The sequence below is a fragment of the Bradyrhizobium ontarionense genome, assembly GCF_021088345.1.
GTDB classification, from domain to species: Bacteria; Pseudomonadota; Alphaproteobacteria; order Rhizobiales; family Xanthobacteraceae; genus Bradyrhizobium; species Bradyrhizobium ontarionense.
On sequence record NZ_CP088156.1, the window covers coordinates 3,803,899 to 3,827,590 of the forward strand.

At 64.5% G+C, this 23,692-nt stretch carries 18 protein-coding genes; 5 read left to right on the forward strand and 13 right to left on the reverse strand.

Going from position 1 to position 23,692, the window contains the following annotated elements:
- Together LQG66_RS17165 and LQG66_RS17170 are read right to left on the reverse strand one after the other, a co-directional pair.
- The gene (locus LQG66_RS17165) at positions 1-1,533 is read right to left on the reverse strand and encodes a hypothetical protein (RefSeq protein WP_231327830.1); all 1,533 of its coding nucleotides are present in this window, start codon (positions 1,531-1,533) and stop codon (positions 1-3) included.
- A gap of 179 nt (positions 1,534-1,712) precedes the next feature.
- Positions 1,713-3,476: a hypothetical protein gene (locus tag LQG66_RS17170; RefSeq protein WP_231327369.1), complete on the reverse strand. Its 1,764-nt coding sequence runs from the start codon at positions 3,474-3,476 to the stop codon at positions 1,713-1,715.
- A gap of 1,011 nt (positions 3,477-4,487) precedes the next feature.
- Between LQG66_RS17170 and LQG66_RS17175 the strand changes: the two genes are divergently transcribed.
- Positions 4,488-4,976, forward strand: a complete 489-nt coding sequence (locus LQG66_RS17175) for a hypothetical protein (RefSeq protein ID WP_231327370.1) — start codon at positions 4,488-4,490, stop codon at positions 4,974-4,976.
- 348 nt (positions 4,977-5,324) lie between these two features.
- Here the strand turns inward: LQG66_RS17175 and LQG66_RS17180 are convergent, their stop codons facing one another.
- On the reverse strand, positions 5,325-6,527 hold the full coding sequence (locus LQG66_RS17180) for a TylF/MycF/NovP-related O-methyltransferase (protein WP_231327371.1): 1,203 nt from the start codon (positions 6,525-6,527) through the stop codon (positions 5,325-5,327).
- 258 nt (positions 6,528-6,785) lie between these two features.
- The gene (locus LQG66_RS17185) at positions 6,786-7,775 is read right to left on the reverse strand and encodes an alpha/beta fold hydrolase (protein ID WP_231327372.1); all 990 of its coding nucleotides are present in this window, start codon (positions 7,773-7,775) and stop codon (positions 6,786-6,788) included.
- Here LQG66_RS17185 and LQG66_RS17190 point away from each other — a divergent pair.
- Positions 7,756-8,658, forward strand: a complete 903-nt coding sequence (locus LQG66_RS17190; RefSeq protein ID WP_486598885.1) for a TetR/AcrR family transcriptional regulator — start codon at positions 7,756-7,758, stop codon at positions 8,656-8,658. The two genes, LQG66_RS17185 and LQG66_RS17190, sit on opposite strands and share 20 nt — an antisense overlap.
- Before the next feature lie 289 nt (positions 8,659-8,947).
- Here LQG66_RS17190 and LQG66_RS17195 read toward each other — a convergent pair whose 3' ends face one another.
- Positions 8,948-10,543, reverse strand: a complete 1,596-nt coding sequence (locus LQG66_RS17195; RefSeq protein ID WP_231327373.1) for an FAD-dependent monooxygenase — start codon at positions 10,541-10,543, stop codon at positions 8,948-8,950.
- Between the two features lie 122 nt (positions 10,544-10,665).
- Positions 10,666-11,433, reverse strand: coding sequence for an IclR family transcriptional regulator (locus tag LQG66_RS17200; protein ID WP_231327374.1), 768 nt, complete (start codon positions 11,431-11,433; stop codon positions 10,666-10,668).
- A 135-nt stretch (positions 11,434-11,568) separates the two neighbouring features.
- Between LQG66_RS17200 and LQG66_RS17205 the strand changes: the two genes are divergently transcribed.
- Positions 11,569-12,900 (forward strand): MFS transporter, encoded by a 1,332-nt coding sequence (locus LQG66_RS17205; RefSeq protein ID WP_231327375.1) that lies wholly within the window; start codon positions 11,569-11,571, stop codon positions 12,898-12,900.
- A 49-nt stretch (positions 12,901-12,949) separates the two neighbouring features.
- On the opposite strand, the gene LQG66_RS17210 is transcribed toward LQG66_RS17205, so the two are convergent.
- Genes LQG66_RS17210 through LQG66_RS17230 form a run of 5 tightly spaced genes read right to left on the reverse strand, consistent with a single transcriptional unit; the run spans position 12,950 to position 17,904 of the window.
- Complete coding sequence (locus LQG66_RS17210) at positions 12,950-13,801, reverse strand: ABC transporter permease (protein ID WP_231327376.1); 852 nt, start codon at positions 13,799-13,801, stop codon at positions 12,950-12,952.
- Positions 13,802-13,816: 15 nt separating this feature from the next.
- Positions 13,817-14,665 (reverse strand): ABC transporter ATP-binding protein, encoded by an 849-nt coding sequence (locus LQG66_RS17215; RefSeq protein ID WP_231327377.1) that lies wholly within the window; start codon positions 14,663-14,665, stop codon positions 13,817-13,819.
- Entirely contained in the window at positions 14,662-15,708 is a 1,047-nt protein-coding gene (locus tag LQG66_RS17220) for an ABC transporter substrate-binding protein (protein WP_231327378.1), read from the reverse strand. The genes LQG66_RS17215 and LQG66_RS17220 overlap by 4 nt, the downstream gene beginning before the upstream one ends.
- A 49-nt stretch (positions 15,709-15,757) precedes the next feature.
- Positions 15,758-16,972 carry a CaiB/BaiF CoA transferase family protein gene (locus LQG66_RS17225; protein WP_231327379.1) on the reverse strand — a complete coding sequence of 405 codons (1,215 nt, stop codon included), beginning with the start codon at positions 16,970-16,972 and terminating at the stop codon, positions 15,758-15,760.
- A complete protein-coding gene (locus tag LQG66_RS17230; protein ID WP_231327380.1) occupies positions 16,969-17,904 on the reverse strand; it encodes a hydroxymethylglutaryl-CoA lyase in 936 nt (311 codons plus the stop codon). Before LQG66_RS17230 ends, LQG66_RS17225 begins: the two co-directional genes overlap by 4 nt.
- 98 nt (positions 17,905-18,002) lie before the next feature.
- Here LQG66_RS17230 and LQG66_RS17235 point away from each other — a divergent pair, with 98 nt between their 5' ends.
- Together LQG66_RS17235 and LQG66_RS17240 are read left to right on the forward strand one after the other, a co-directional pair.
- Positions 18,003-18,911: a GntR family transcriptional regulator gene (locus tag LQG66_RS17235; protein WP_231327381.1), complete on the forward strand. Its 909-nt coding sequence runs from the start codon at positions 18,003-18,005 to the stop codon at positions 18,909-18,911.
- Between the two features lie 290 nt (positions 18,912-19,201).
- The gene (locus LQG66_RS17240; protein WP_231327382.1) at positions 19,202-20,062 is read left to right on the forward strand and encodes a right-handed parallel beta-helix repeat-containing protein; all 861 of its coding nucleotides are present in this window, start codon (positions 19,202-19,204) and stop codon (positions 20,060-20,062) included.
- Between the two features lie 161 nt (positions 20,063-20,223).
- On the opposite strand, the gene LQG66_RS17245 is transcribed toward LQG66_RS17240, so the two are convergent.
- Together LQG66_RS17245 and LQG66_RS17250 are read right to left on the reverse strand one after the other, a co-directional pair.
- Positions 20,224-22,731, reverse strand: coding sequence for a phospholipase C/P1 nuclease family protein (locus tag LQG66_RS17245; protein WP_231327383.1), 2,508 nt, complete (start codon positions 22,729-22,731; stop codon positions 20,224-20,226).
- A 295-nt stretch (positions 22,732-23,026) separates the two neighbouring features.
- Positions 23,027-23,668 carry a glutathione S-transferase family protein gene (locus tag LQG66_RS17250; RefSeq protein WP_231327384.1) on the reverse strand — a complete coding sequence of 214 codons (642 nt, stop codon included), beginning with the start codon at positions 23,666-23,668 and terminating at the stop codon, positions 23,027-23,029.
- Positions 23,669-23,692: the final 24 nt, after the last annotated feature.

The window sequence follows — 23,692 nt, forward strand, 5'->3', positions numbered from 1 at the left end:
CTATCGCGTGGCGATGAAGCACATGCCGAACCGCGTCGCGGGCCCGGCCTGGCAGGACAGGTTCGCGGCGCAGGTCCAGGCCGAAAAGCTCTTGTCGTTGTCCGCGGCCTCGGGGCGGCTCGCGTAGCAATGCCCGCCCCAGCCGTCATTGTAGACCGTGCCGGCGAGCTCATCGCTGCCGCGCAGCTGCGGACGGCTGGCGAAGCCGCGGGAGAAATCCGGCGCGCGGCCTTCGGCAAAAGCGGTGAGGATGTCGCGGCGGCGCACCTGATCGCCGAAGAAGTGCGGCGAGCCGGGCACCACGACCGTATTGGACGGCTTCTCCGCCATCCAGTCGACACCGGGGAAGTGGAAGCCGCCGATGCCGCGGGTCTGATGACAGCCGCCGCAGCTCGCATCGTTCAGGCGGCGCTCGAAGCCGGCGACCGACTGGATGTTCTGCAGCGCCATGCCCTGCGCGGCCGCCTTTTCGAGCGCGCCGACGACATCGGCCTCCGTGAACACCGGAGCCGGTCCGTTCGCGTCTCCCTGCACCAGCCCGTAGGCGGGCAGCAGATCGGAATTGACGAAGCCGACCGGCGTCGGCGCCACCGCGACCTTGGCCAGGAACTTGTCGGGGATGACCGCCGTGCCGCGATCGAGCTCGCCGAGATGCACGGGGTCGAGCAGCCAGGCCCTGAATTCGCGCGCAAGCGCCGCATCGGCGAGCAGCCGGTCGCGGTCGACCTGATCCTCCAGCACCGCCTCGTCGAACGTGCCGCCGGCAGCGTTGTAGTCGAACACCTTCATCATGTAGTCGGTGCGAAAATCCCGCACCGACGATTTCGGCGCATGCGCAATCTGAAGGTTGGTCTCGATGCGGTGGATGTTCTCCGGCCTGATCAATGCGAGCGGACCATCCGGCGACATCAGCTTCGCGGCAAGCTCCGGCCCGGTCAGCGGCAGATCAGCCGTCGCCAGCCAGCGCTTGGCAATATCGGCACAGCTCGGCGCATTGCTTCTGGCCTGATCGTCGCTGCGTGCCTTGAGCACGATGTTGAGCGTCATCGGCAGCCGCGGTGAGGTCAATTCGCCGCCCATGTCACTGCCCTTGGACTCGGGCGGCGTGGTCCGCGTCAGGCGGTACAGCAGCCGCACCTCACCGCAATGGGCGGGATCGACGAAGGCACGATCCATGCGGTTGACGATGCCGGCCAGCACGAAGCGGGCATCGGGGGAATCCAGCACCGCGCGATCGAACAGCTGGAACGCATACGACGTACCTACGCCGATGCTCTCGTCCGGCAGCGTCGCCTTGTGCTTCTCGACATAGCGGTCGAACTCGACCTCCAGCGCCTTGCGCACGGGGCTCATCGACGGCAGCGCAAACAGCGCGGCATCGGTCAGCGGCGCATCGCTCGGAGCCGCGAGCATCCGGCCGAGAGCAAACGGCCCCTTGTCGAGCTCACGCAGCGCGAACGGCTCGAGGATGGCAGCGCCGCGCTCGAGCGGCGCGCTTTCATCCGCATGCGCGAGCGAGCCGCAACACAGCATCACAAGGCCAAATACCGACAGTCGCAACACCCGCCTCCTCCGTCCGAACAACAGTGCAGCCGACGGCCTGCTAACCCTCGAAGATAGCCGAAAAGCGACGGCTGCGGGCAAATGTGCGACGAGGCGCCTCACGTCGCGGTGAGGCGCCTCGTCAGAACTGTTCACGAAAAGATGGGCCGTCAGCGCGCGACGACAAGCCCCTTGGTGGTGAAGACCACCCAGCGGCCGTCCTGCTTGCGGATCGCATCGACCTTGCCGAGGCCGGGCACCGGATCGCCGGCATAGACCTCGTAGAGACCGCCGCGCCCCTCGATCAGCGCGCCGCCACGACCGACGTCGCGCAGCACCCAGCCGTCGACGACCTTGGGCTTGCCGGCATCAGCGCGGTTCGCCTCGGCCTTGCTCGCCTCGGCGCGGGCGGCCTCCGCCCTGGCCGCTTCAGCCCTGCTCGGTTCGGTCCTGCTCGCCTCCTGCCGGGTCGCAACGCCAGCCGGAGGCGCGGCAGCATTGATCGCGCCCACCGCCTGCGGCACGGACGCCGCATTGTCACGCGACGCGGCATTGTCACGCGATGCGGCATTGTCACGCGATGCGGCCTGCGAGGCCACCGACGCCTGTGCCGCGCGCAGCCGGTCCACGGCCTCGCTGAGGCGCTGCAGTTCGCTCGGCTTGCCGGACGACTTCGTCGACAGCTCACCCAGAATCTTTTCGAGCCGGTCGAGACGCTCGGCCGACTTGTTCAGCTCGACGAGACTGGTCTGGTTGGTCTGCTCCAGGCTGGCCCTGAGCGTCGCAACATCGTTGTCGATCCGCGACACGGCCGCGGCCAGCGTCGCATCATCCGCGCCGCCGCTTCCCGGCGCTCCCGCGGTGCCGTCACTGGCGCGATGCACGAAGACGGCCGTCGCGAGGCCGCCAGCGACACCGCCGACCACCATCGCCAGCAACAGCACAGCGGCCATGGCCGGAAGCCCGAACCGGCCCCCCGCCGTCAACGCGGACGATCTGGTCTTGCCCGACTGCGGAGGCGGCACCGCGCCGGCATTCGTTGCACCGGCAGCAGCCGCCGCTCCGCCAGCAGCGGACTTGGCCGTATCGAACTTGGCCGGCTCAGCCTTGAACGTCGCTTTGGCCCAGGCCGCGGCCTTGTCGACCGCAGAGCCAGCCATGCTGGCCGGCGCCGCATCGGCCTCGGTCGACATGATCGGGCGTTTGACGGGCGTTTCCGGCTTTGGCGCAGCCTCGGGCTTCACCGCAGCTTCGGGTCTCACGGCAGCCTCGGGCTTGGCGGCGGCGATCGGCTTGATCGGCGTTTCCGGCTTTGGCGGGGTGGCCGCCATCGGGCCGATCTTCGGCGCGCTTGACGCGAGCGTCGACAGCTTGGGCGTCTCGACCTTGAGCGGCTCGGCAACGGCCACGGCCTTGATCGTATCGGTCTTGATCGGATCGGCCTTGACCGGCTCGGTCCTGATCAGGTCGAGGATCGTCGAGGGCGACTTGAGTGTCGCTTCGACCTTGGCCGACTTTGGCTTCGCCGCAGCCGCCTTGACGGCCTCCGGCTTCGCTGCATCGGCCTTGACGATGTCGAGCCGGGCCGGGTCCGGCTTGCGGGCCTCGGTCTTGATCGGCTCCACCTTGACGGCGTTCGGCTTGACCGGCTCGGCCTCGGTCGAGATCTCGCTCTTCACCTCGGTCGTGGCAGCCGCCGCTGTGGCGGGCGCGGGATTGGCGACCGGCGGCACGGCCACGAGCGGCGCGGGCTTGACGTCGTTGGCCGGCCTGTCCGCCGTCGGCGCTTCATGGTCCGGCGAGATCATCGGCTGCACGAGTGGAGCGATCGCAGGCACCGCCATGTCGACAGCTTCGGGGGACGCAGAGGTCTTCACCACCGGCTCAGCGCTGGCAGCGCCAAGGCTGGTCTGTTCGGCCGTTTGGTCGCTCACGTTCAAAGTCTCCCGATGACGTTGAGCCCTTGGTAACCTTAGTTAGCGGTTGATTGATTGCCAAAATCTTACTTCCGTAGGGCTAACCGAAATTTTAGGGATTCATCCGAGGCGGATTTGCGCCCACAAAGTGGAGCAGATGTGGCGAGCGGTGCCCGAATAATCATCGTTGGGCGGGCACGAGAGCGGCACCGGGGAACAGCGGTACCGGAGAACAGCGGTCTGCCGGGGATCGGCCGTCAAGGTTGCAACCGAGAGCGTTCCCGCGGCACCTGAGCGCCCGAGGCATCGATGTTTTCCCCCCTTCCGGTCGGAGGGCGCAGGGAAGACCGGGTGCCGACTGGCACCCGTGGCCCCCGTGCGGAAAGAATGCACGGGGCAGGAACCACAGGCTCAGCCGGACCAACCCGGCCTTCCCTGCGCGATGGTTTAGCGGCTGCTTCGTAGTCTCCCCGGTGCGCCGGGCTTTCTGGTCACCGTGACCTGCGCAACGCCTCAGCGTCATCGCAAGCGTGGCATCGGCATCGGGATGCCAGGACCCTACGACTTGACCGTCCGCACCGGACTTGCTCGCCGGCCTGCGAATGCAGAGCCCCAAGTCCGATACGTCCATCGCTCCCCGCTGCTACGCCTCGTGACGATCGGCCGAAACGTCCCTCTTCATCGCGAACGGGATGGCCGGGATCATCGTGGTGATTTGCCCGACGAGGCAAGCCGCGCGCGTGCGACAAACTGGCTCGACGGGCGGTTTGCGCATGACGGGGATGCGGGAAGTGCCCGTCGGGCGAACGGCGTGAGAGAAAGTCGCGCGGAGTTTAGTGCACTGTCACCGTAAGACCACCGTGACCCAACCCGATTGTATACGGGAACGCCTATTTCGTGGCAGGCCAACTTGTCTCTCGTAGGAATCAACTCAAACGGCTCCTATGACGTCCTGAAAACCGTATCGTACGGCCTTACTCGCAACGCAACGGGAGTGCATTTAATGCCGGTGGTGGAAAAATGAGAAGCATGGCAACAAAAGCGGCAGCAATCGTTGTTGTCCTTCTCGCAATGGCGATGAACTGCTTTGCTCGGTCAAATGAGCGCATGACATACTCAGTGATTGCGATTGAATACATCGGAGAGTCCGACGGTCTTGTGAGATCTGTGCTTATTAGCAATTCTGAAGCAGGAGCGGAGTGGTACCGTCGAATGGTGATGAGACCATTCGACGCAAAGCAGGCAGACCCGCATGTAATCAGCATATCTCTATTGAACGATCTCATCGCAGCGATAGATACGTTCCAAAGCGCGCGACAAACACATGTGGTGTCTCCCAAAGGTGCTGCGGTTCAGGTGTCTATTATTACACCTGAGAGAAACAGTCCCCTTTTCCATAACTCAACAGAAGCATTGTCATTATTAGAGGGCGTGCAGAAGACTTTTAGCAAGGACGAATCCTTGTCTGGAGATATCGCATATTTCCAAAAGCGGATATTGCAATACCGGAGATGGTAGCGTGAACGGGGGTGCAGCGCTTGCGGCCGCTCCCAAAACCTAACCACCGCGCAGCTTCACCACCCGTGCCAGCTTTGCGTGGATGGACGATGAACCAGCCGAGCTCTGATCTGTTTTTTCTACCCCGGCAGACTTGGCCGGCGGCTTTTGCGGCGCGTTCGGTCCGGTATCGTCGCGGGCTTCAGACTTTGGTGCCCTCTGTTCCTCGTTCCTCCGTGACAACGGCAAGCCGGGGCGCGCTGCTCTGCGGCAATGCATTTACGATGACAGTCCGACACTGTCACCGTAATTCGCGCGTGCACCGTAATTGCCCAGCGCCCCGGCCCGTGCGCCTTCGGCGAGGTCGGACTATGCTCTCGTGGGAGGCTTGATGATCAGGCCTTGTCCGGTGGGAATGGCCAGGATCTCGACTCCTCGCTCTGCGGCCCAAGCGTCAAACGCCCGCTTTTGAGTTTCGTATCTGACGAAACCATAGTCATCGAGCAGAACCGGGGCGCCGGGCTGCAGCTTGTCCCAGAAATGGTTGATGGCGGCGATCTCGGGCGTGACGTTGTTCATGTCGATCGAGAGATAGGCCACGGCCTCGATATCGACGCTGGACAGCGTGGACGGGACGCTCCCTCGCACGATCTCGACGTTCTCGAACTCGGCAAAATTGCGGACGACGCGCTCGTAGATGTCTTCTTTGTACATTTCTCGGAAATAGCCGAGATTGCCGGAAGCGACTTCTTCCGCAGACACGATCTTTTCGTCCACTCCGGTGAAGGTGTCGAACAGGACGAAGCGTCGGTCGATCTGGTTCCAATTGAGATAGGTCATGATCGACGAGCTCAACATCCCGCGACACACACCGCACTCAACGAAATCACCCGCAAGGCGGGCCGCCACGCTTGCACACCACAGCGCCACGTGTGTCCGCCAGAAATAGCGCGGCTCGTAGCCCTCGGCGGCGACGCCGCGCTGGTAAGCGGCGATGAACCGCGGGTCCAGCATGAATTCGTGATTGTGCACGATCGCAGGATCTGTCCTCAATCCCGAATGGTCGTACACGGGGGTATATAGCCGGTGATTTCCGGCCTCGGCATCGGTTGGGGTGCCGGAGCCTGCTCCGTCGGTCACGCCCGCAAGCTGAAGCTTCAGCTTGATCAGTTCGGCGGACATGTCACGAAGCGCCAAGCTCTCGCGCTGCAGGTTCTGCAAATATGAGACGGAGACCTGCTCCATCGGCTCACCGGCCAGCGCGACCTTGCGAAAATTGTGCGCGACTGCGTTGGCGCGCAAGGCGGGGTCGTCCAAGGCGGGGTCATCCGGGGCCGGATCATCCAAGACGGCATCATCCAGGGCGACATCATCCAGGGCGACATCATCCGGGGCGGCATCATCCGGGGCGGGATCATCGTCGGCAAGGGCCGACAACGGCTTCGTGTCTGGTTCGCTCATGTGCCCGTTGCGGGCGGAGGAGGTCAGCCGATCAAGCGTCGATCGCCGGACGAGATGCAAACCGACGCCATTCAGCAGGCGATTCAATGCGGCCGCGTATGTTACAGACATCGTTATCCCCAATGCGGCGGCTGCAATGGCAGCTACCTTAAATGACCAGAAATCGTAGAAAAAAATCTGGGTTACCCCAGGTTCAGTGACGGTAACACTATGCGCACCCGCACTACAATCTCGAATTGAATCCTGGAACCGGGGGGCGCCGGATGACATTTGAAATTGCGCGCTACAGCTATTCCTTGCGTGAATTGCGGTGACGGTCCAGCACTGTCACCTTAATTCCATTGACTCTCCGCCGCCGCAAGATCGGGCTCAGCTTCCTGTATCTTTCAACCAGGAGGCAATCGTCTGATTAAGGTAGTCCGGCACTTCATGCTGAATGAAGTGGCCAACGCCAGGCACGATCTTGACCGAGAGATTGTCGGGATTTTCAATCCATGACTTTTCCAAATCAAGAGTGCTCAGCAAAGCGTGGCTCTCCTCGATTCCGTGCACATGCAAGACCGGACACTTGATCACGGCACCGTAGAGTTTCTTCATGGTTGGATCGAAAAGATTGAGCGCAAGCCGAGAAAACGCGTAGTTGGCTTTGTAATAGCTCATCATGGACAAGATCGACGATTTCGCGAAAGCCTCGATGTATCGACTCTTAACCTGTGGATCTGCAACCCAGTACGCCAAATCTTGCGCAGTCAGATTGTCGCCTTTGCCTTGAGCGAAGAACCGTGTGGCGTAGGCGCTGGCCCTCGCCTGCGCGATAGGATGGTTCCAAGGGAGCAATTCCTTCGTGATGGCGCCAGGATGAGGAACGCTGAGGACGACAAGTCTTTCGATCATGTCCGGATTTTGCCCGGTGAACAGCCACGACAGAGCGGCGCCCCAGTCGTGCCCAATCAGGATGGCCTTGCGACCGTTCCCCTCTGCATTGATCACGGCACGAATGTCATCGAGGAGAACCGGAAACTTATAGTTCTCGACACCTTCGGGCCGATCGCTCAAATCGTACCCGCGCAGATCAAGAGCGACCACCTGGTAATTTGCTGAGAATGCCTGGATCTGATTTCGCCAAGAATACCAGAAGTCGGGAAATCCGTGCACGAACACCATAAGCGGTTTTTGATTGGATCCCATTGTGACGTAGTGGATTTTCGTTCCCGCATTTTCCGCATATCTGTGCAGAAGGTTCGGATCCTTATCGATATCAACGGCAGGCTCACTCAAAGCGACAGGGATCTTATTGTGCCAGATGGCATCGCTTGACGTCTCTCCGGACACAACGCGAGTGAACATCGCAGTGAACATGGCAGCTCCTAAAAGCATCATCGCGCAGGTTCGAGAGGCCATCTCAGTGATCCCGTTCGCGAGAACAGTTGCCGAAATCGAAGTTGCTCGAACGCATTTGAGTATTTCCTGCGCAGCAATCTGGGAGAACGGCACTTGCCTGCGTGCAACTTCTGGATTGAGATTCGATGGCGGCGATACGGCGGGACACAGTCACTATGGTGATCGCCGTAGTATGGCGATCACCATAGCCCTGTCAAGCCAGGCGTGGTATGGTTGCGGCATGCCCCGTAAGACTGACGCCCGCGATCGCGCGATTGCCACTGCCGAGCGACTGTTTCGCATCCAAGGCTACACCGCGACGGGGTTGAACCAGATCATTGAAGAAAGCGGCTCGCCCAAAGGATCGTTCTATTTTCATTTTCCGCGCGGCAAGTCACAGCTCGCAGAAGAAGCGATCGATCATTACGTGGCGAGTCGAATTGCTGTCTTGCGGGATATCTCGGCGAATACGACGGGTGATGCCCTGAGTTTTGTTCACCAGCTTTTCGGCACGTTCGCGGCCGAAATGATCGCCTCTGATTTCCAGTATGGATGTCTGATGCAAAATCTGGCGAATGAGCTTCCTGCACTCGACGCTGATCTGACCAAGCGGGTAGCGCGCGGATTTGTTGATTCAACCGCGATCGTTGCGGAGCATTTTAGGGGGTGCGGTTTCACGTCCGCGCGCGCATCTTCTACCGCAGCCGCATTGGTAGCTGCCCTCGAAGGCGCACGTACGATCGCCCGCCTGGAGCGCACAGCGGCTATATTCGAGGCGCTGGCGGATGTGAGTGTCCAGGGGTGGGCGGCCCCCGAGGGGAGATCCGCTGTCGAGGCCAGCTCTCGGCGGCGCGGACGGTAGCTGCAACCCCGGACTTGCTTGCCGCTGCAATTGCCCGGCCGTCGTCACGCTGTCTCTCGATGGCGTCGATGCCAGCTTCGGATCAAAGTGTGACTTCCGCGCTTGCTCTCTGGGTGGCCGCTTCTACCCCGAAACCGGACATGGCCCGGCTTGCCCGTGTCTTCGTCGCCGGTCTGCCGCACCATCTCACCCGGCATGGCAATGCACAAAATAGATCGAACTGAATACGTGAGGCGAAGCGGTTTCCCCTCCCCGGCAGCTGCATTGCAGTGAAGCGGCGGCGATCCTCTCACCCCGCCCCGATCGCATGCTGCAGCACGCGGGTCGGCTCGGCCCGATCATCCGACAGGCCGTCCGACACCCAGGCGATGAACTGGTCGGGCCGCACCAGGACCAGCCTGGCCTGATACTTCTCGCGCCCGCGCGCGGGCGTGTCGCTGATGACCTTGAGCGGCACACCGAGATCGGAGGCGGCGCGGGCGAAGGCGATCGCGGCATCGCCGGCGCCGAGCTCGATCAGGCTGAAGCCGGAGCCCAGCTCCTCATAGACGTTGCGCCCGGTCGACATCACCTGGGGGCTGAGATGGTGGCCGGCGCGCGCCGCAAAGGCGTGGCCGCCGATCGCGCTGCAGGCGACGCCATCAGGTCCAAACACGATCGGCGAGCCCTCGTAGTGCGGCTCGAACGCGTTCACCTCGGCGCGCGCGCCGGAGCGGCGCTCCTCCCAGGCGGCCTCGAAATCGGCGAGGTCGCGCGCCGGATCGTGTTGACGCAGGAAATCGCGGTCGACAAAGATCGACTGCTCGATGAAGTCGCGCGCCGTCGAGGCGAACACCGGCTGCCGCTCGGCGCCGTAGCTGTCGAGCAGGCCGGGTCCGCCCCAGCCCTGCAGGGTCGCCGCGAGCTTCCATGACAGGTTGACCGCGTCCTCGAAGCCGCTGTTGACGCCATAGCCGCCATAGGGCGGATGGCTGTGCGCGGCATCGCCGGCGATGAACAGCCGTCCCTGGCGATATCTGTCGGCCACCGCGAAGCGGAGATCCCAGAAGCCGATATGGTCGAAGGCGACGTCGAATTCGGCGCCGGCGGCTTCGTGCAGGAAGCGCTCGAAATCGAAATTATCCCGCGTCGTATCGGCCGGCACGGGGGCATGGAAGAACCAGGTGGTGCCGAGATCGACGCGTCCGAAGAACTTCCAGTAGCCGTCGAGCTCAGGATGCAGCACGTTGTAGAACGACTTGCCGGGATAGCGTTCGAGCAGCTGATGCAGCCCGGTCGAGCGGAACACCAGGAGCACCATCAGCCGGTCGTGATCGGACTTTGTCTGAGTGAGGCCGGCCTGCTCGCGCACCAGCGAGCGGCTGCCGTCGCAGCCGACCACGAAGTCGGAGCGCAAGGTGCGCCGGTTGCCGTCCGCGTCGACGATGTCGGTCTCAGTGCCGTGCTCGTCCTGGCGCACGGCGGTCGCGGTCCAGCCGATCAGCGTCTCGATCGCCGGGATCTCGGCCGCGCGACGCCGCAACACCGCCTCGGTGGCGTATTGCGGCAGCCGCTCGTTGTCGGTGTAGTAGAACGGCCGCACCAGCTCACGCTGCAGCCAGTCATGGGTGATGCCGCTCAGCAGCGTGCGGTAGGTGGTCATGCCGCCAATACCGTATTCTCGGCGGATGGTGCGGGAGGCGCGCAGCGCATCCTCCGCGCCCCAGAAATGGAAGTGCTCCATCGTGCGCTGGGTCAGGTTCTGGCCCTTCGGGATCGGCACCGGCGCCAGGTGGCGCTCGACGACGACGGATCTGATGCCGCGCTGTCCGAGATCGATGGCGAGGCCAAAACCGACCGGGCCGCCGCCGACGATCACCACCGGCGCCTGCTTGCTGGGTTCCATCGCCATCCCTCCTTCACGCCCCTGTCCTGGTCCGGCGGTTTGGCCGGGCCGCCCGAGGCGCTGTCGCGGATCACATGCCGTCGCGCCGGGGAAGCGTCAATAAGATTCTCACATTGTGAGATTTAGATGTCTTGACCGAACGCATCCGCGGCAATCCGCCGGGCGGCGTCGCGAACCTCGCCGCTGATCCGGTCGATCACTTCGCCCGTCGCCTTCAGCCCCGCGATCGTGACGCAGAGGCTCGCTACCGGATAGCCGGCGTCGACGATGGGGGCGGCAATGCCGACCGCTCCCGGGGTGACCTCGCCGTATGCGATCGCGACGCCGGCGCGCCGGATCTGCCGCAGCGCCGCCACGATCTCATCCGCCGTCGCGCCGACGCCGACCGCGCGCAGATCCGCGGCATAGCGCGCGATCAGCGGCTGCAGTTGCGGCTTGGGCAGGAACGCCATGATCGCGCGGGCGATCGCACCGCGCCCCATCGGCATCGGCCGTCCGCGTGGATAGCTGCTGACCGGATTGGGCGCCGAGGATTGCGAGGCCACGCACAGCATCTTGTCGCCGTACCAGCGCACGATCAGCGCCGTGCAGGGATGCGCGGCCGTGAGCCGCGCCAGTTGCGGGGCTGCCGCGGCGACCAGCGGGTCGGCGCGCCGGCTCAGATAATCCATCTCGACGACGCGCGGGCCGAGCGTCAACTGCCCGCCGCGGGTCGTCATCAAGAGCCCGCTCTGTTTCAGGCTCTTCAGATAGCGGTAGAGGGTCGGCCGGGTGTAGCCGAGCTCGCGCATCAGCTCGTCCGGCGTCCAGTGCGGACGCTGCTCGCTGAACAGGTCCAGCACGGCCAGCAGCCGATCCTGGCTGTTCGCCTTCTTCAACCGCTGTTCCAAGTCGTCCGCTCTCCATCGTGCCCGGGGCGCGAGTCACGGCCGCCGGCTGCACTTGAACTCGACAAAATCTCATAATAAGAGAATTTCCAATAACAATGATAGCGCAGGCCAATGGCCTCGGGGAAGGACACGCGGATGAAGATCGACCGCATGGAGGGGCCATCGACGGCCGAGATCGACGTGCCGGCGCTCATCGACCGGCTGCCAATCAGCTCTTTCCAGATCCGCGTTCTCCTGATCTGTGCCGCGGTTCTGTTCGTCGACGGCTTCGACACCCAGGCCATCGGCTATGTCGCGCCGGCGCTGGCGCAGGAATGGAAGCTGGCGCGCGGCGCGCTCGGGCCGGTGTTCAGCGCCGGGCTGTTCGGCCTCATGCTTGGCGCGATCGCGTTCGGAACGCTGGCCGACCGGGTCGGACGCAAGCGCATCATCGTGATCGCCACCGCCGCGTTCGGCCTGGGCACGCTGGCGACGATGCTGGCGCAGGATGCGACCTCGTTGATCGTGCTGCGCTTCCTCACGGGTCTCGGCCTCGGCGGCGCGATGCCGAACGCGGTCGCGCTGACCGCCGAACTGGCGCCGCATCGGCGCCGCGCCACCATGGTGATGGCGATGTTCGCGGGCTTCTCGATCGGTGCAGCGCTGGGCGGGCTGGTCGCGGCGGCGCTGATTCCCGCGTTCGGCTGGCGCGCGGTGTTTCTGGTCGGAGGTCTGGTGCCGCTGCTGCTGACGCCACTGCTCGCCGTCTCACTGCCGGAGTCGATCCGCTATCTCGCGCTGGCGGGCGGCCGTGACCGCGATGTCGCGGCGATGTTGCGGCAGGTCGATCCGACGCTGCAAACGGCGGACGACGTCCGCTTCGTGGTGCCGGAGCCGCGTCTTTCCGGCCTGCCCGTCGCACATCTGTTTGCCGAGCGCCGCGCCGGCACCACGCTGCTGCTCTGGGTCGTGTTCTTCATGAGCCTGCTCGACCTCTATCTGCTGTCCAACTGGCTGCCGACGGTGCTGAACGATCTCGGCGTGTCGGTGTCATCCGCGGCCGCGATCGGCGCCATGCTGCAGGTCGGCGGCGTGGTCGGCACCTTTGCGCTCGGACGCATCATCGACCGGTTTTCGTTTCGCGCGCTCGCGGTCACCTATCTGTTTGCGGCGATCGCGGTGGCGGCGATCGGCCTGTCCGGCCACGCGATCGCGCTCGTCACGGTGGCGATCTTCGCCGCGGGCTTCTGCATCGTCGGCGGACAGATCGCCGCGAATGCGTTGACCGCGACCTATTATCCGACCGCGATCAGGGCCACCGGCATGGGCTGGGCGCTCGGCATCGGACGCATCGGCTCGATCGTCGGTCCGCTGATCGGCGGCGCGATGCTGGCGAGCCATGTCGACGTCGAGACGCTGTTCTTCGCGGCGGCCGTCCCGGCGCTGGTGGCCGCCGCGACAGCGCTGCTGCTGGCGCGGATCGTGTGATGCAGGCACGAGCCCGTTCGCCGTCCTGACGCGATCGTTCCACGCAGGTCTATGCCGAGCGTTCGAACTGCGGTTGCCAGCGCAGCAGATAGGACTGCAGCGACTGCACCGCGAGCGCGAGCAGGATGCCGACGAACATCATGACGAAGATCGCCACCATCATCTCGCTCGCATTGGCGCGCGCCTCCGCCTCGATGATCAGCTTGCCGAGCCCGCGCTCGGCGCCGATGAACTCGCCGACGATGACGCCGACGAGCGCGAAGGACACCGCCGGAAGCAGCGAGGCGAACACCCAGGCCAGGGCCGACGGAACGACCACGGTGCGCAGCACGGTCAGCTCGCTTGCCCCCATCAGGCGAGCCGCCGCGATCTGGTCGCGATCGACGGCGCGCGTGCCTTCGAAGGTGTTGAAGAAGACCACGAAGAACACGACCAGCCATGCGGTGGCGATCTTGGAGAGATCGCCGAGCCCGAAGATCAGGATCACCAGCGGCACCAGCGCGATGCGCGGAATCGAGTTGAGCGCGATGATGTAGGGGCCGAACACGCGGGCCAGGATGTCGGAGCGACCGAGCACGACGCCGGCGGCGACACCGCTCACCGAGCCGAACAGGAAGCCCCACCAGGTGTTCCTGAGCGTGACGAGGGTCGCGACCCACAGATTGTTGTCGGTGGACTGGACGCAGGCGACGAGGCCGGCGGGATCGCTGAAGCAGCCGAGCCGCAGGAAGCTCTGCCAGATCAGCGACGGCTTCGCCACGAAATAGGGATCGAGGATCTTCGGCACATAGGCCTTCGGCAGCAGCGCCCTGCTCCACTCGAACCCCCACTGCCAGACGACCAGAATCACGACCAGGATTGAGATCTGCCAGAACAGGATGACGGCGCGGCGGGTCGACATGATCAGTCAGCCTTTTCAGTCAGCCTTGGTGCGGCGAAATTCCTCGCCGAGCGAATGCCAGATGTGGGAATAGAGCCGCCCGAACTCGGCCGTCTCGCGCAGGCCGACAGCATCGCGGGGCCGCGAGAACGAGACCTCGAAATCGTCCTTCAGCCGCCCCGGTCGCGCTGACAACAGGATGATGCGGCTTGCCAGCGTCAGCGCCTCGCCGAGGTCGTGGGTCACGAACAGCACTGTCTGCCGCTCGCGTTCCCAGATCTCGAGCAGCGTCTTGTGCATCTCCAGCTTGGTGTGGGTATCGAGCGCGCCGAACGGCTCGTCCATCAGCAGGATCTCGGGTTCGAGAATGAGCGTGCGCATCAGCGCCACGCGCTGGCGCATGCCGCCGGAGAGCATGCGCGGAAAGCTGCGGCCAAAGCCGATCAGGCCCGCCTTGCCGACGGCATCGGCGACACGCGCGGCGCGTTCGGGCTTCGACACCCCGGCGATTTCGAGCCCGTAGCCGATATTCTGCTCGACCGTTCGCCAGGGAAACAGCGTGTCGCGCTGAAACACATAGCCGACCCTGGGGTTCACCTTGCCCGTCTCGACGGCGTCGCCGTCGATCAGGATGCGTCCGCCCGAGCGCGGCAGCAGCCCGGCGACCATGTTGAGGATCGTGCTCTTGCCGCAACCGGACGGCCCCAGCAGGGCGACGAATTCGCCCTCGCCGACCTCGAACGAGACGTTGTCGACGGCGACGAATTCACCGCTGCCGGTGTTGTAGGTCTTCATCAGTCCCTGCACCGCGATCCGGGTTCGCGCCGCGGCGGGACTCTCCGCGCCTCGCACCGCGGCGAGGCCTGGACCAGAGGGCGGCATCATTTGTATTTCGCCTTTGCGGCCGCAAGGAAGCTCGGGTCGACGATGTCCTCGTATTTCATTTCGGGGATATCCGTCCCCTTGCGATACCACGGCTTGGCACCGCGCGCGTAGGACGCCTTGTCGATGCTGCCGTCATAGGCCCAGGTGGATGTGTCGAAGCCGAGCTCGGCGCTGACCGCATCGGGATCGATCCCGGCGAAGTACTTCGGCGCCACCAGCGCCTGCACCTCGGCCACTGGCGTGGCCTTCACCCAGGCCATGGCGCGGTAGATGGCATTGACGACCGCCTGCACCAGCGCCTTGTCCTGTTCGACGGTGTCCGCCAGCGCGTAGATGACGAGCACCGGGACCGTGCCGCCGAAATCCTTTTCGAAGATGCCGGGCTTCGAGGTGTCGTAGATCACCTTGCCAAAACCCTTCTTCTCGATCTCGACGATCCAGCTCGGCGGCGCCATGATGGCGTCGAACTGTTTGGTCTGCAGCGATGGAAACATGGTGTTGGGTCCGCCGCCCGCGACCCAGTTCACTCTGTCGCCGAGGCCGCGCGACTCGAACACATAGGTGCCGTAGACCCAGGTGCCGGAGCCGATCGCGGTGGCGGCGACGACCGGCTTCGCGCCGTCGGTGCGCTTGTAGGCCGCGAGCTTTTCGACCGAGGTGAGGCCGCTCTCGTAGAGATCCTGGCGCACGACGATGTTGGCGTAGGAGCAGACCATCTCGGTCGCGAGCAGGATCTTGCACGGCTTGCCACGCGCCGTGAGCTGCAGCGGATGGCTGGCGTCGCCATGCGCGAACAGCGCCTGGTCGGCGGCGAGCGTCTGGCGGCCGAACGTGCCGGAGTTGCCGGTCAGAAGCTTGGAATCGAGTCCTTCGTCCTTGAAATAGCCCTTGAGCTCCGCAATCATGGAGATCGCATAGACCGGCGAGACCGGACCGAACGCAACGGTCGCGGACTTGGTCTCGGCCCGCAGCCGACCCGGCAGCAGCGAGGTGCCCGCGAAGGCCGCGCCGGAAGCCAGCGCGTGGCGCCGTGTGATCGTCATGAATTCCTCCCGCAGTTCTTATGTTTTCGACGGCGCGCGATCTAAGGGCTCACGAAGGCGATGGGAGAATCGTTCCGTCCTCCTCCAGCACGGCAACCTCATCGGGCAGCAGCCCGAGCTCGGCCAGGACGTCGCGCGTGTGCTCGCCGATCCCAGGCGGATCATAGCGGTTCGGCAGCCGCTGTCCGTCCAGCGACACCGGGAGCACCGGCGTCATGGCGCGGCGGCCGTCCGGCAGACGGATCTCGGTGAGGCCGCCCGACGCATTGAGATGCGGATCGTCGAACAGGTCGCCGGGTTTGTTGACCGGTGCGTAGGGCAGCTCGAGGCGCTCGAGCAGCGCGGCAAGATCATCCTTCGCCCATGTCTTGAAGATCGCGGCGATCTCGGGGATCAGCCAGCCGCGATGGTCGACGCGGCCCTGGGCCGTGGCGAAGCGCGGATCGTCCAGCCATTCCGTGCGGTCGAAAGCACGGCAGAACGCCACCCACTGCTCCTCGCCAACGATGGTCACGAACAGCTTGGAGCCGTCGCTGGTGTCGAAGAGATCATAGACCGGCCACGGGCTGTCCTTGATCGAATACGGGATCGAGGGCTGGCCGGTGACAACCTCGTACATCATCGCCTGCGCCATCAGGAACACGTTGTTCTCGTACAGCGCGCTCTGCACGTAGCGCCCGCACCCGGTGCGCTGGCGCTCGGCGAGCGCAGCCTGGATCGCGATCACACCGAACATGCCGCCCATGATGTCGTTGACCGAGGCGCCGGCGCGCATCGGCCGATCCGGCAGGCCGGTCATGTAGGCGAGTCCGCCCATCATCTGCACGACCTCGTCGAGCGCGAGGCGGTTCTCGTAGGGGCCTGGAAGATACCCTTTCAGCGAGCAATAGATCAGCCGCGGCGCGAACGCCGCCACCTGCTCGTAGTCGAGCCCGATGCGCTTCATCAGTCCGGGACGGAAGTTCTCGATCAGCACGTCGCTGCGCGCGATCAGCCGGCGCGCCACGCTCTGGCCCTGCGGCGTCGACGTGTCGAGCGCGATGCTGCGCTTGTTGCGGCAGTAGGTCGCGAAAAAGCCGGCGGCCGGCCCTTTGAAAGTGCGCGTGCGATCGCCCTTGAGCGGCTCGACCTTGATCACGTCGGCGCCGAGATCGGCGAGGATGAGCCCGCAACTCGGCCCCATCACCATCTGGCTGAACTCGACCACGCGCACGCCCTCCAGCGGGCGAAGCGGGGCGTCGCGGTCTCCGGGCGCGTGCGTCATGCCGCTCTCCGCAGAACCTTGGGGATGCCGGCCTCGTGCAGATGGCCGGTCAGGTGCTTCGCGGCGATGTGGCGGGCAAGGATCTCACGCGTCTGCATCAACCGGTCGAGGTCGATCCCGGTCGACAGTCCCATCCGTTCAAGCATGAACACGAGATCCTCGGTGACGATGTTGCCGCGCGCGCCCGGCGCAAACGGACAGCCGCCGAGACCGGAGACGGCGGCATCGAAGCGGCGGATGCCGGCTTCGAGCCCGGCCACGGCATTGGCAAGACCAGCGCCGAGCGTATCGTGCAGATGCAGACGGAGCGTCACATCCGGCCCGACCTCGCATCGTACCGCCGAGACGATCTGCCTGACGAGCGTTGGCGTCGCATAGCCGACGGTGTCGGCCAGCCCGATCTCATCGGCCCCCGCCTCGGCGAAACGCCGCGCCAGATTGCACACGGCCGCCTCGCTGATGTCGCCTTCCAGCGAGCAGCCGAACGACGTCGAAATCGCGCCCATCAGCTGCGGCCTCTCGGCGGCCGGCCGGGCGTCGATCGCCGCGCGAACGGCGCGGAAGGCCTCGACCTGCTCATCGACCGTGCGGCGGACATTGGCGCGGTTGTGCGTCTCGCTCGCCGAGATCACGAAATAGATGCTGTTGACGCCGGCTGCGATGGCGCGCTCGGCGCCCTTGAAATTCGGCACCAGCGCGCCGATCCTCTTGTCCTGATGAGACAGCGCATGGGCCATCACCACATCGACATCGGCGAATTGCGGCACCACCTTCGGCGGCACGAAGGAGCCGGCATCGATCTCGCGCACGCCCGCGGCGGCAATGGCGTCGATCAGCGCGCACTTCGCCTCCGTTGGAACGAAGACGTCGAGGTTCTGCAGGCCGTCACGCGCCGCGACCTCGCAGATATGGATATCCGGTTCACGGACCATCGGCGCTCCTCCCCCGCTCATTTATCGATTGTACATTTTCAATATAAAGAACAATCTGCGCGACGATCTGTCAAGCCCAAAGAGGTTTCATCCGCGTCATGACCGATTCGGACACATCTCCCTCCCCGGCCCGGACAGGCGCGACCGACCGGGCCGAGCACCTGGCCGGCCTGATCCTGGCGTTTGCGCGCCGCGAAGGCATGAAGGCGGGTGACCGCCTGATCGAGCAGAAGCTTGCCGATGCGCTCGACGTGTCGCGCGCACCGATCCGCCTTGGATTGAAGGCCCTGGAGGCGGCAGGGCTCGCACGCGGCGAGCCCAATCGCGGCTTCGTGCTGACCAAAAGTCCAACGAGCGGCGCGGCGCGACCGACGCTCGCGGCGGTCAGTCGCGCCGAGCAGGCCTATGCCGACATTGCCGCCGACGTTCTGGACCAGCGCATCGACGCCGACGTCACCGAGGCCGAGCTGATGCGTCGCTATGAGCTGAGCCGCACCGAGTTGCAGCGTCTGCTGGATCGCATCGCCGCCGAAGGCTGGATCGCGCGGTTGCCCGGCTACGGCTGGCGTTTCGCCGACACCGTGTCGAGCCCGGAAGTCCAGGCCCAGGCCGCGGCATTCCGCGCGGTTATCGAGCCAGCGGCGATCCTGCAGTCCGGTTTTCACCTGGAGCGGGAGATCATCGATCGGCTGCGCCAGCACCAGCAGCGTGTGCTCGGCGGCGAGCTCGACAAGATGACGATCGGCGAGGTCTATCAGTCCGGCTGCGAGTTTCATGAGGAGATCGCGCGCGGCGCGGGCAATCCGTTCTTCGTGGATTCGCTGCGGCGCGTGAACTCGATCCGCCGCCTGTTCGCCTATCGCAGCTTCGCTGACCGCGACGGCATGCGCCGGCACGTCAAGGAGCACCTGCGCCTGCTCGATCTGCTCGAAGCCGGACGCCATGCCGACGCCGCCGAGCTGATGCGGCGCCATCTGCAGCGGCCGCTGTCGTCACGCATTTCTTAAGCCCATTTGTTGATCCTATGCCTTGAGCCCATGACGCCGCGCGTCCAACTACAGCAATTGGATTACAGTGCACTCAACTGACAGGAGAGGCGGAGGCTCGCCGAATGTGTATGGTCCGTCTTGCCCGCGTCGTTATGAATTCCCACCGCCGTTTGGCTGTGGGCGGTTCTACCTTGCGAGTTGCGCTGTTTTTGCATCTTCGTTTTCGATGAACGCTCTGGTTGCTTTCGTAGACTAATACTCTGCGTTCGGTTATTTCTTCATATTCGGCATTTCAAAAGGAAGCACTCATGCGAAAGTTGTTTTCGTCGATCCTGTTTTTGTGCGTTGCGATGGTGGTCCTTGCCTCGACAGGGGCGCACGCGCAGGCGACGCGGACCTGGGTCTCCGGCGTCGGTGATGACGTCAACCCGTGCAGCCGCACGGCTCCCTGCAAGACGTTCGCCGGCGCAATTTCCAAGACGGCCGCCGGCGGTGAAATCGACGTGCTCGATCCCGGCGGGTTCGGCGCCGTGACAATCACCAAGTCCATCACGATCGATGGTGGGGGAACCCTGGCATCGGTCCTGGCGTCAGCGACCAACGGCATCAACGTGAATGCCGGCGCATCCGACGTCATCATCCTGCGCAACCTGAGCATCAACGGCGCCGGCACGACCCTCGGCGTCAACGGCGTCAACTTCCTGGCCGGCCGAAAGCTCATCATCGAGAACTGCACGATCGAGAACTTCTCGCAAAGCGCCATTTCCATCACGCCGACCGGTGCTGCGCAGGCGGTGATCTCGGACTCGACGCTCAAGGTGTCCGCGTTCGGCATCAAGATCTCGACCGCGAACGCGACCGACGCAGTCAGCGTGCTCGTGTCGAATACGAAGACCATTCTGAACAGCAATGCCGGAGTATCCGCCACGGTCCCCGCCGGAAAGCCGGGTATGGGCGTCTTCCTCGATCGCCTGATTTCCGAGTTCAACAGCACCGGCGTTCTGGCGAGCGGCAGCGGCGCCACTGTCACTGTGGGAAATTCCATCATCCAGGGCAACACCAGCGGTGTGGTCCAGACCGGCGGCGGCGCGGTCTCGTCGTTCAAGACCAACGAGATCAGCAACAACGGCGCTGACGGCACGCCGCTTACGGGAATCAGCCTGAACTAACGGCTTAGCCGTGAAGTCCCAGACGTTGGCCGACCTGCGTCTGGGCGTCAGTCAGACGTCGGTGCGGCGGTCGTGCGGCCCGCCTGCGCCTCGTCCTCAAACGATCCTTCTCTCGAAAGCATGATCGGCGTCCCCGATGGCGGCGCCGTCAGAGGCTCTGCTCACGCCGAGCGGGCAGCGCCCTTGCGGGGCGGACGTGAACCCGTCGTGCCCCGCGCGGTGCGACGCTGGCGCGGCGGCGCCGTCCGGCGCTGGGGCGGCGCAGACAGCGGTTCGGAGCTCTCGGCGTGGAGCTCAGGCCGGCCGCGCAGCACCTTGCCGATCTGTCCGATCGTCAGCGACGGCAGGAACTTGTCGTCCTTGACGATGTCCATCGCCTGATCCGGCGTGAGCGTGCCGCGGCGCGTCACGTGACGCTCGCCTTCGCCGACCGTCCATGCGCTTTCCCAGAGCACGGCAAGGAGATGGGCGCCGTCCTGCATCACGCCGATGGTCTGCCGGCCGAACAGCGACCACAGCTTGGACGACGCGGCATTGCCGCCCTTGCCGATGTCGACATAGGCCTGCACGATCTTGGCCGGGGGCACGGCCTTGAAGGTGTTGCGCATCAGCCGGATGGTCGCGATCGCCGCCTCGCGACCCGAGCCGACCAACTCGGACTGCTGCACCTTCGCCGTCTGCTTCAGCCCGTCGAGGATGGCCACCCTGTTCTGAAACACCATGGCGTCCTCATAGGCGCTGTGGACACCCGAACCCAACGGCTGCAGCTTGGTCTGGCCCGCCTTCTTGCCCTTGCTGAAGACGTGCTTCACGGGCCGCTCGGGATCGCCATCATGGAGGTACGAGATGTGCAGCGGCTGGCAGGAATCGCCGACATAATGCGCCAGCACGCCGGCGGCACAGACGAACTCCTCGGCCTTGCCGGCCTTGGCGTAGTCGCACATCTTGTCGAAGATCTGCCAGACCCGGAACGGCAGCAGGCCACGGCGATCCTCCTTGATCTTGTCGCCGCTCAGGATGTCGGTCACGTTGTCGTAGAAGCGCTCCCAGATGTCCGGATCGACATTGGCATCATCCTTGGTCAGATCGAGCAGCGTCTTGCCGCCGGGTCCGGGCTGATCCATGTCGGCGAAATGATTGCTGCCCTCGAACTTGCGGGCAAAGCCCTGCTTGCCGACACGCGGCTTCCAGAAGAAGTCGGGCACATCAGCCATCGGCACGAAATCCTCGCTGCCCATGCCCTTGAACTCGCCCTGCTTCAATTTTGCATCATCATGGCTGATGATCTGCAGATTGTTGTCCATCAGCGCCTTCAACTTCGGCAGCCGGTTCGACAACGCGCCGAGCGCGCGCGAGGCGATGGAGAAGTGCCCGAGCGCGCCCCACGTGTCCGGCTGGTCGATGTTCCAGTCCTGCAGGAAATCCACTTCCAGCATGGCGCAGACGCGCGACAGCAGGGTCGCGAGGACAAAGCTCTGCGGCGGCGCCTTGTCTGTCGAGCGGAACATGTTGCGGCCCCATTGCATCGCCAGCGGCATGAACTCGCTGGCGTCGGGTTCGTGCTTTTTGCTCGTGCCGTTGCGATGCGCGCCATTCCTGCCGCCATTGCGATGCGCTCGCCCATCATCGTCAATCCGCTCGGCCGGTTCCAGTAGCCACAGGGCACCGGAATCGCCAGGAAAAGTCGCAAATCCGGGAGGGCGCTCCTTGCTGCCGCGCCTCTGCGTGCGCGCGCCGATCATGAGGTCCGCGACATATTCGAAACCGCCCTGCTTCTTGTAGCGGTAGAACAGCCCGTGGATCTCGCCGAGCATGGTGCCACCGGCCGCGCCGATGCCGCGGACATAGCAGCCGACCAGCGACAGCGAGAGATTGATGCCGGAAAAATCCGCCATCGGCCCGACCCGCCCGAGCCCCTTGATCGCCGTCGTCCAGCGCGAGATGTCGTCGATCTCGACCATGCCGACATCGAGATTGACGAACGTGTCGCTGACCACGAAGTTCGGGTACAGCGCCGAGAACGGCAGCCGCGTGAGCTGCTTGTCCGAACTCTCGCCCACCCGCTCCTCGGCGCCGGCGATGATGGCCGAGACCACCTCGCCTTCGTCGCCGGTGACGTGACGGTTGGTGAGCGCGTAGACGAGATGGCCGTCGCTGACGAGCGCGCCGATGGTCGCGACATATTGCTGGCCCTGCACGGTCGCGATCAGCGGATTGCCCGGACCGATATTGTTGATGGGGTAGACGATCCGGTTGGGCGCCTCGATCGGCGTGACCTGTTCCTTCGGCGCTTCGACCACGCAGATCGGAACGCGCGAGCCATCGGGCATGAAGACGGTGCTCGGGATCAGTTCGCCCGGCCGTGACAGCTCCTTGGGATCCTGCCACTCGGACACGAACACCAGAATGCAGGGCCACGAATAGGAACGCACCTGTGAATTATCGAGCCGGCGCACGCCCGCGCCGTGGCGCTTGACCTTGTCGTGCGGCCAGCTGTCGCTGCTGCGAATCCGATAGCGGCCGAGCGCGGTCGCAACGACATTGGGATGACGCATCAGATGAACGTGGAACAGTTCGCGCGCATCGACGAGATTCTTCAGCGACAAATGGGCGAAATCATCCTCGGCCTGGAATGCGGAGAGGTCGATCTGCGGCTGTGGGCGCACCATGACTTTCCTCCAAATGACATGTCAGTAAAAATTGAAAATGCCGGTAGCGATGACGCCGGCAATAACAACGATGCGGTGCCGGCGCGTGGCTCGAACCGCGGCGCAACAAGGCGCCGCCGGCGGAATTGCATCATGGATCGCGCACAACTGCAAGACGACACCTCACGATGCGGCGGGCCGCGTGCTTGCGCCCGTCGCCGCGACGTCTGCGGGGCAGCCGCCTCCGCCCCGCTCCTGCCACCGCCGACGAGGTGACTTACGCCGCCCGCTCGCGTGCGGCAGGACGCAATCGCCGTCAGCCGCAAGCTGCCGCGTGCTGCGCCGCCATATCGACATCCGCGGCCGTGACACGCTGGAACGCAGAACGCGATGTGATGCGCTCGGCATAGCGCGCGAACACGTCCTTGCGCGGCACGACCCCGAACATCATGGTCCAGTTGAGGGCGACGCCCCAGAGCACGTCGGCGGCGGTCATGCGCTCGCCCAGCAGATAGGGCCCCTTGGCCAGTTGCTGCTCGAGCGCGCCCAGCATCGTGTCGTAGTCGGCGTAGGGCGACTGCGTGACCGGGGCCGGCTCGCGCTTCATGAAACGGTCGATCACGGCCGGCTCGAACGATGAACCGTAATAGGCGATCCACCGCAGGTAAGGCCCGCGCATGGCATCGTCGAGCGCCGGCGTCAGCCCCGCGTTTGGAAACAGATCGGCGAGATAGATGAAGATCGCGACCTGCTCGGTCACGATCTGGCCGCGATGGCCGATCGCCGGCACCTTGCCGAGCGGATTGATTGCGAGGTAGTCGGCCTTGCGCTGCTCGCCCGCCTTCATGTTCAGGACATGCAGATCATGGGGCGCGCCGAGCTCCTCCAGCAGGATGCGTGCGCCGGCGGCGCGGGTCTGCGGCGAATAATACAGCGTGATGCGGTCGTCGGTGGTCATGATGGTCTCCTCCCATGGTCGCTG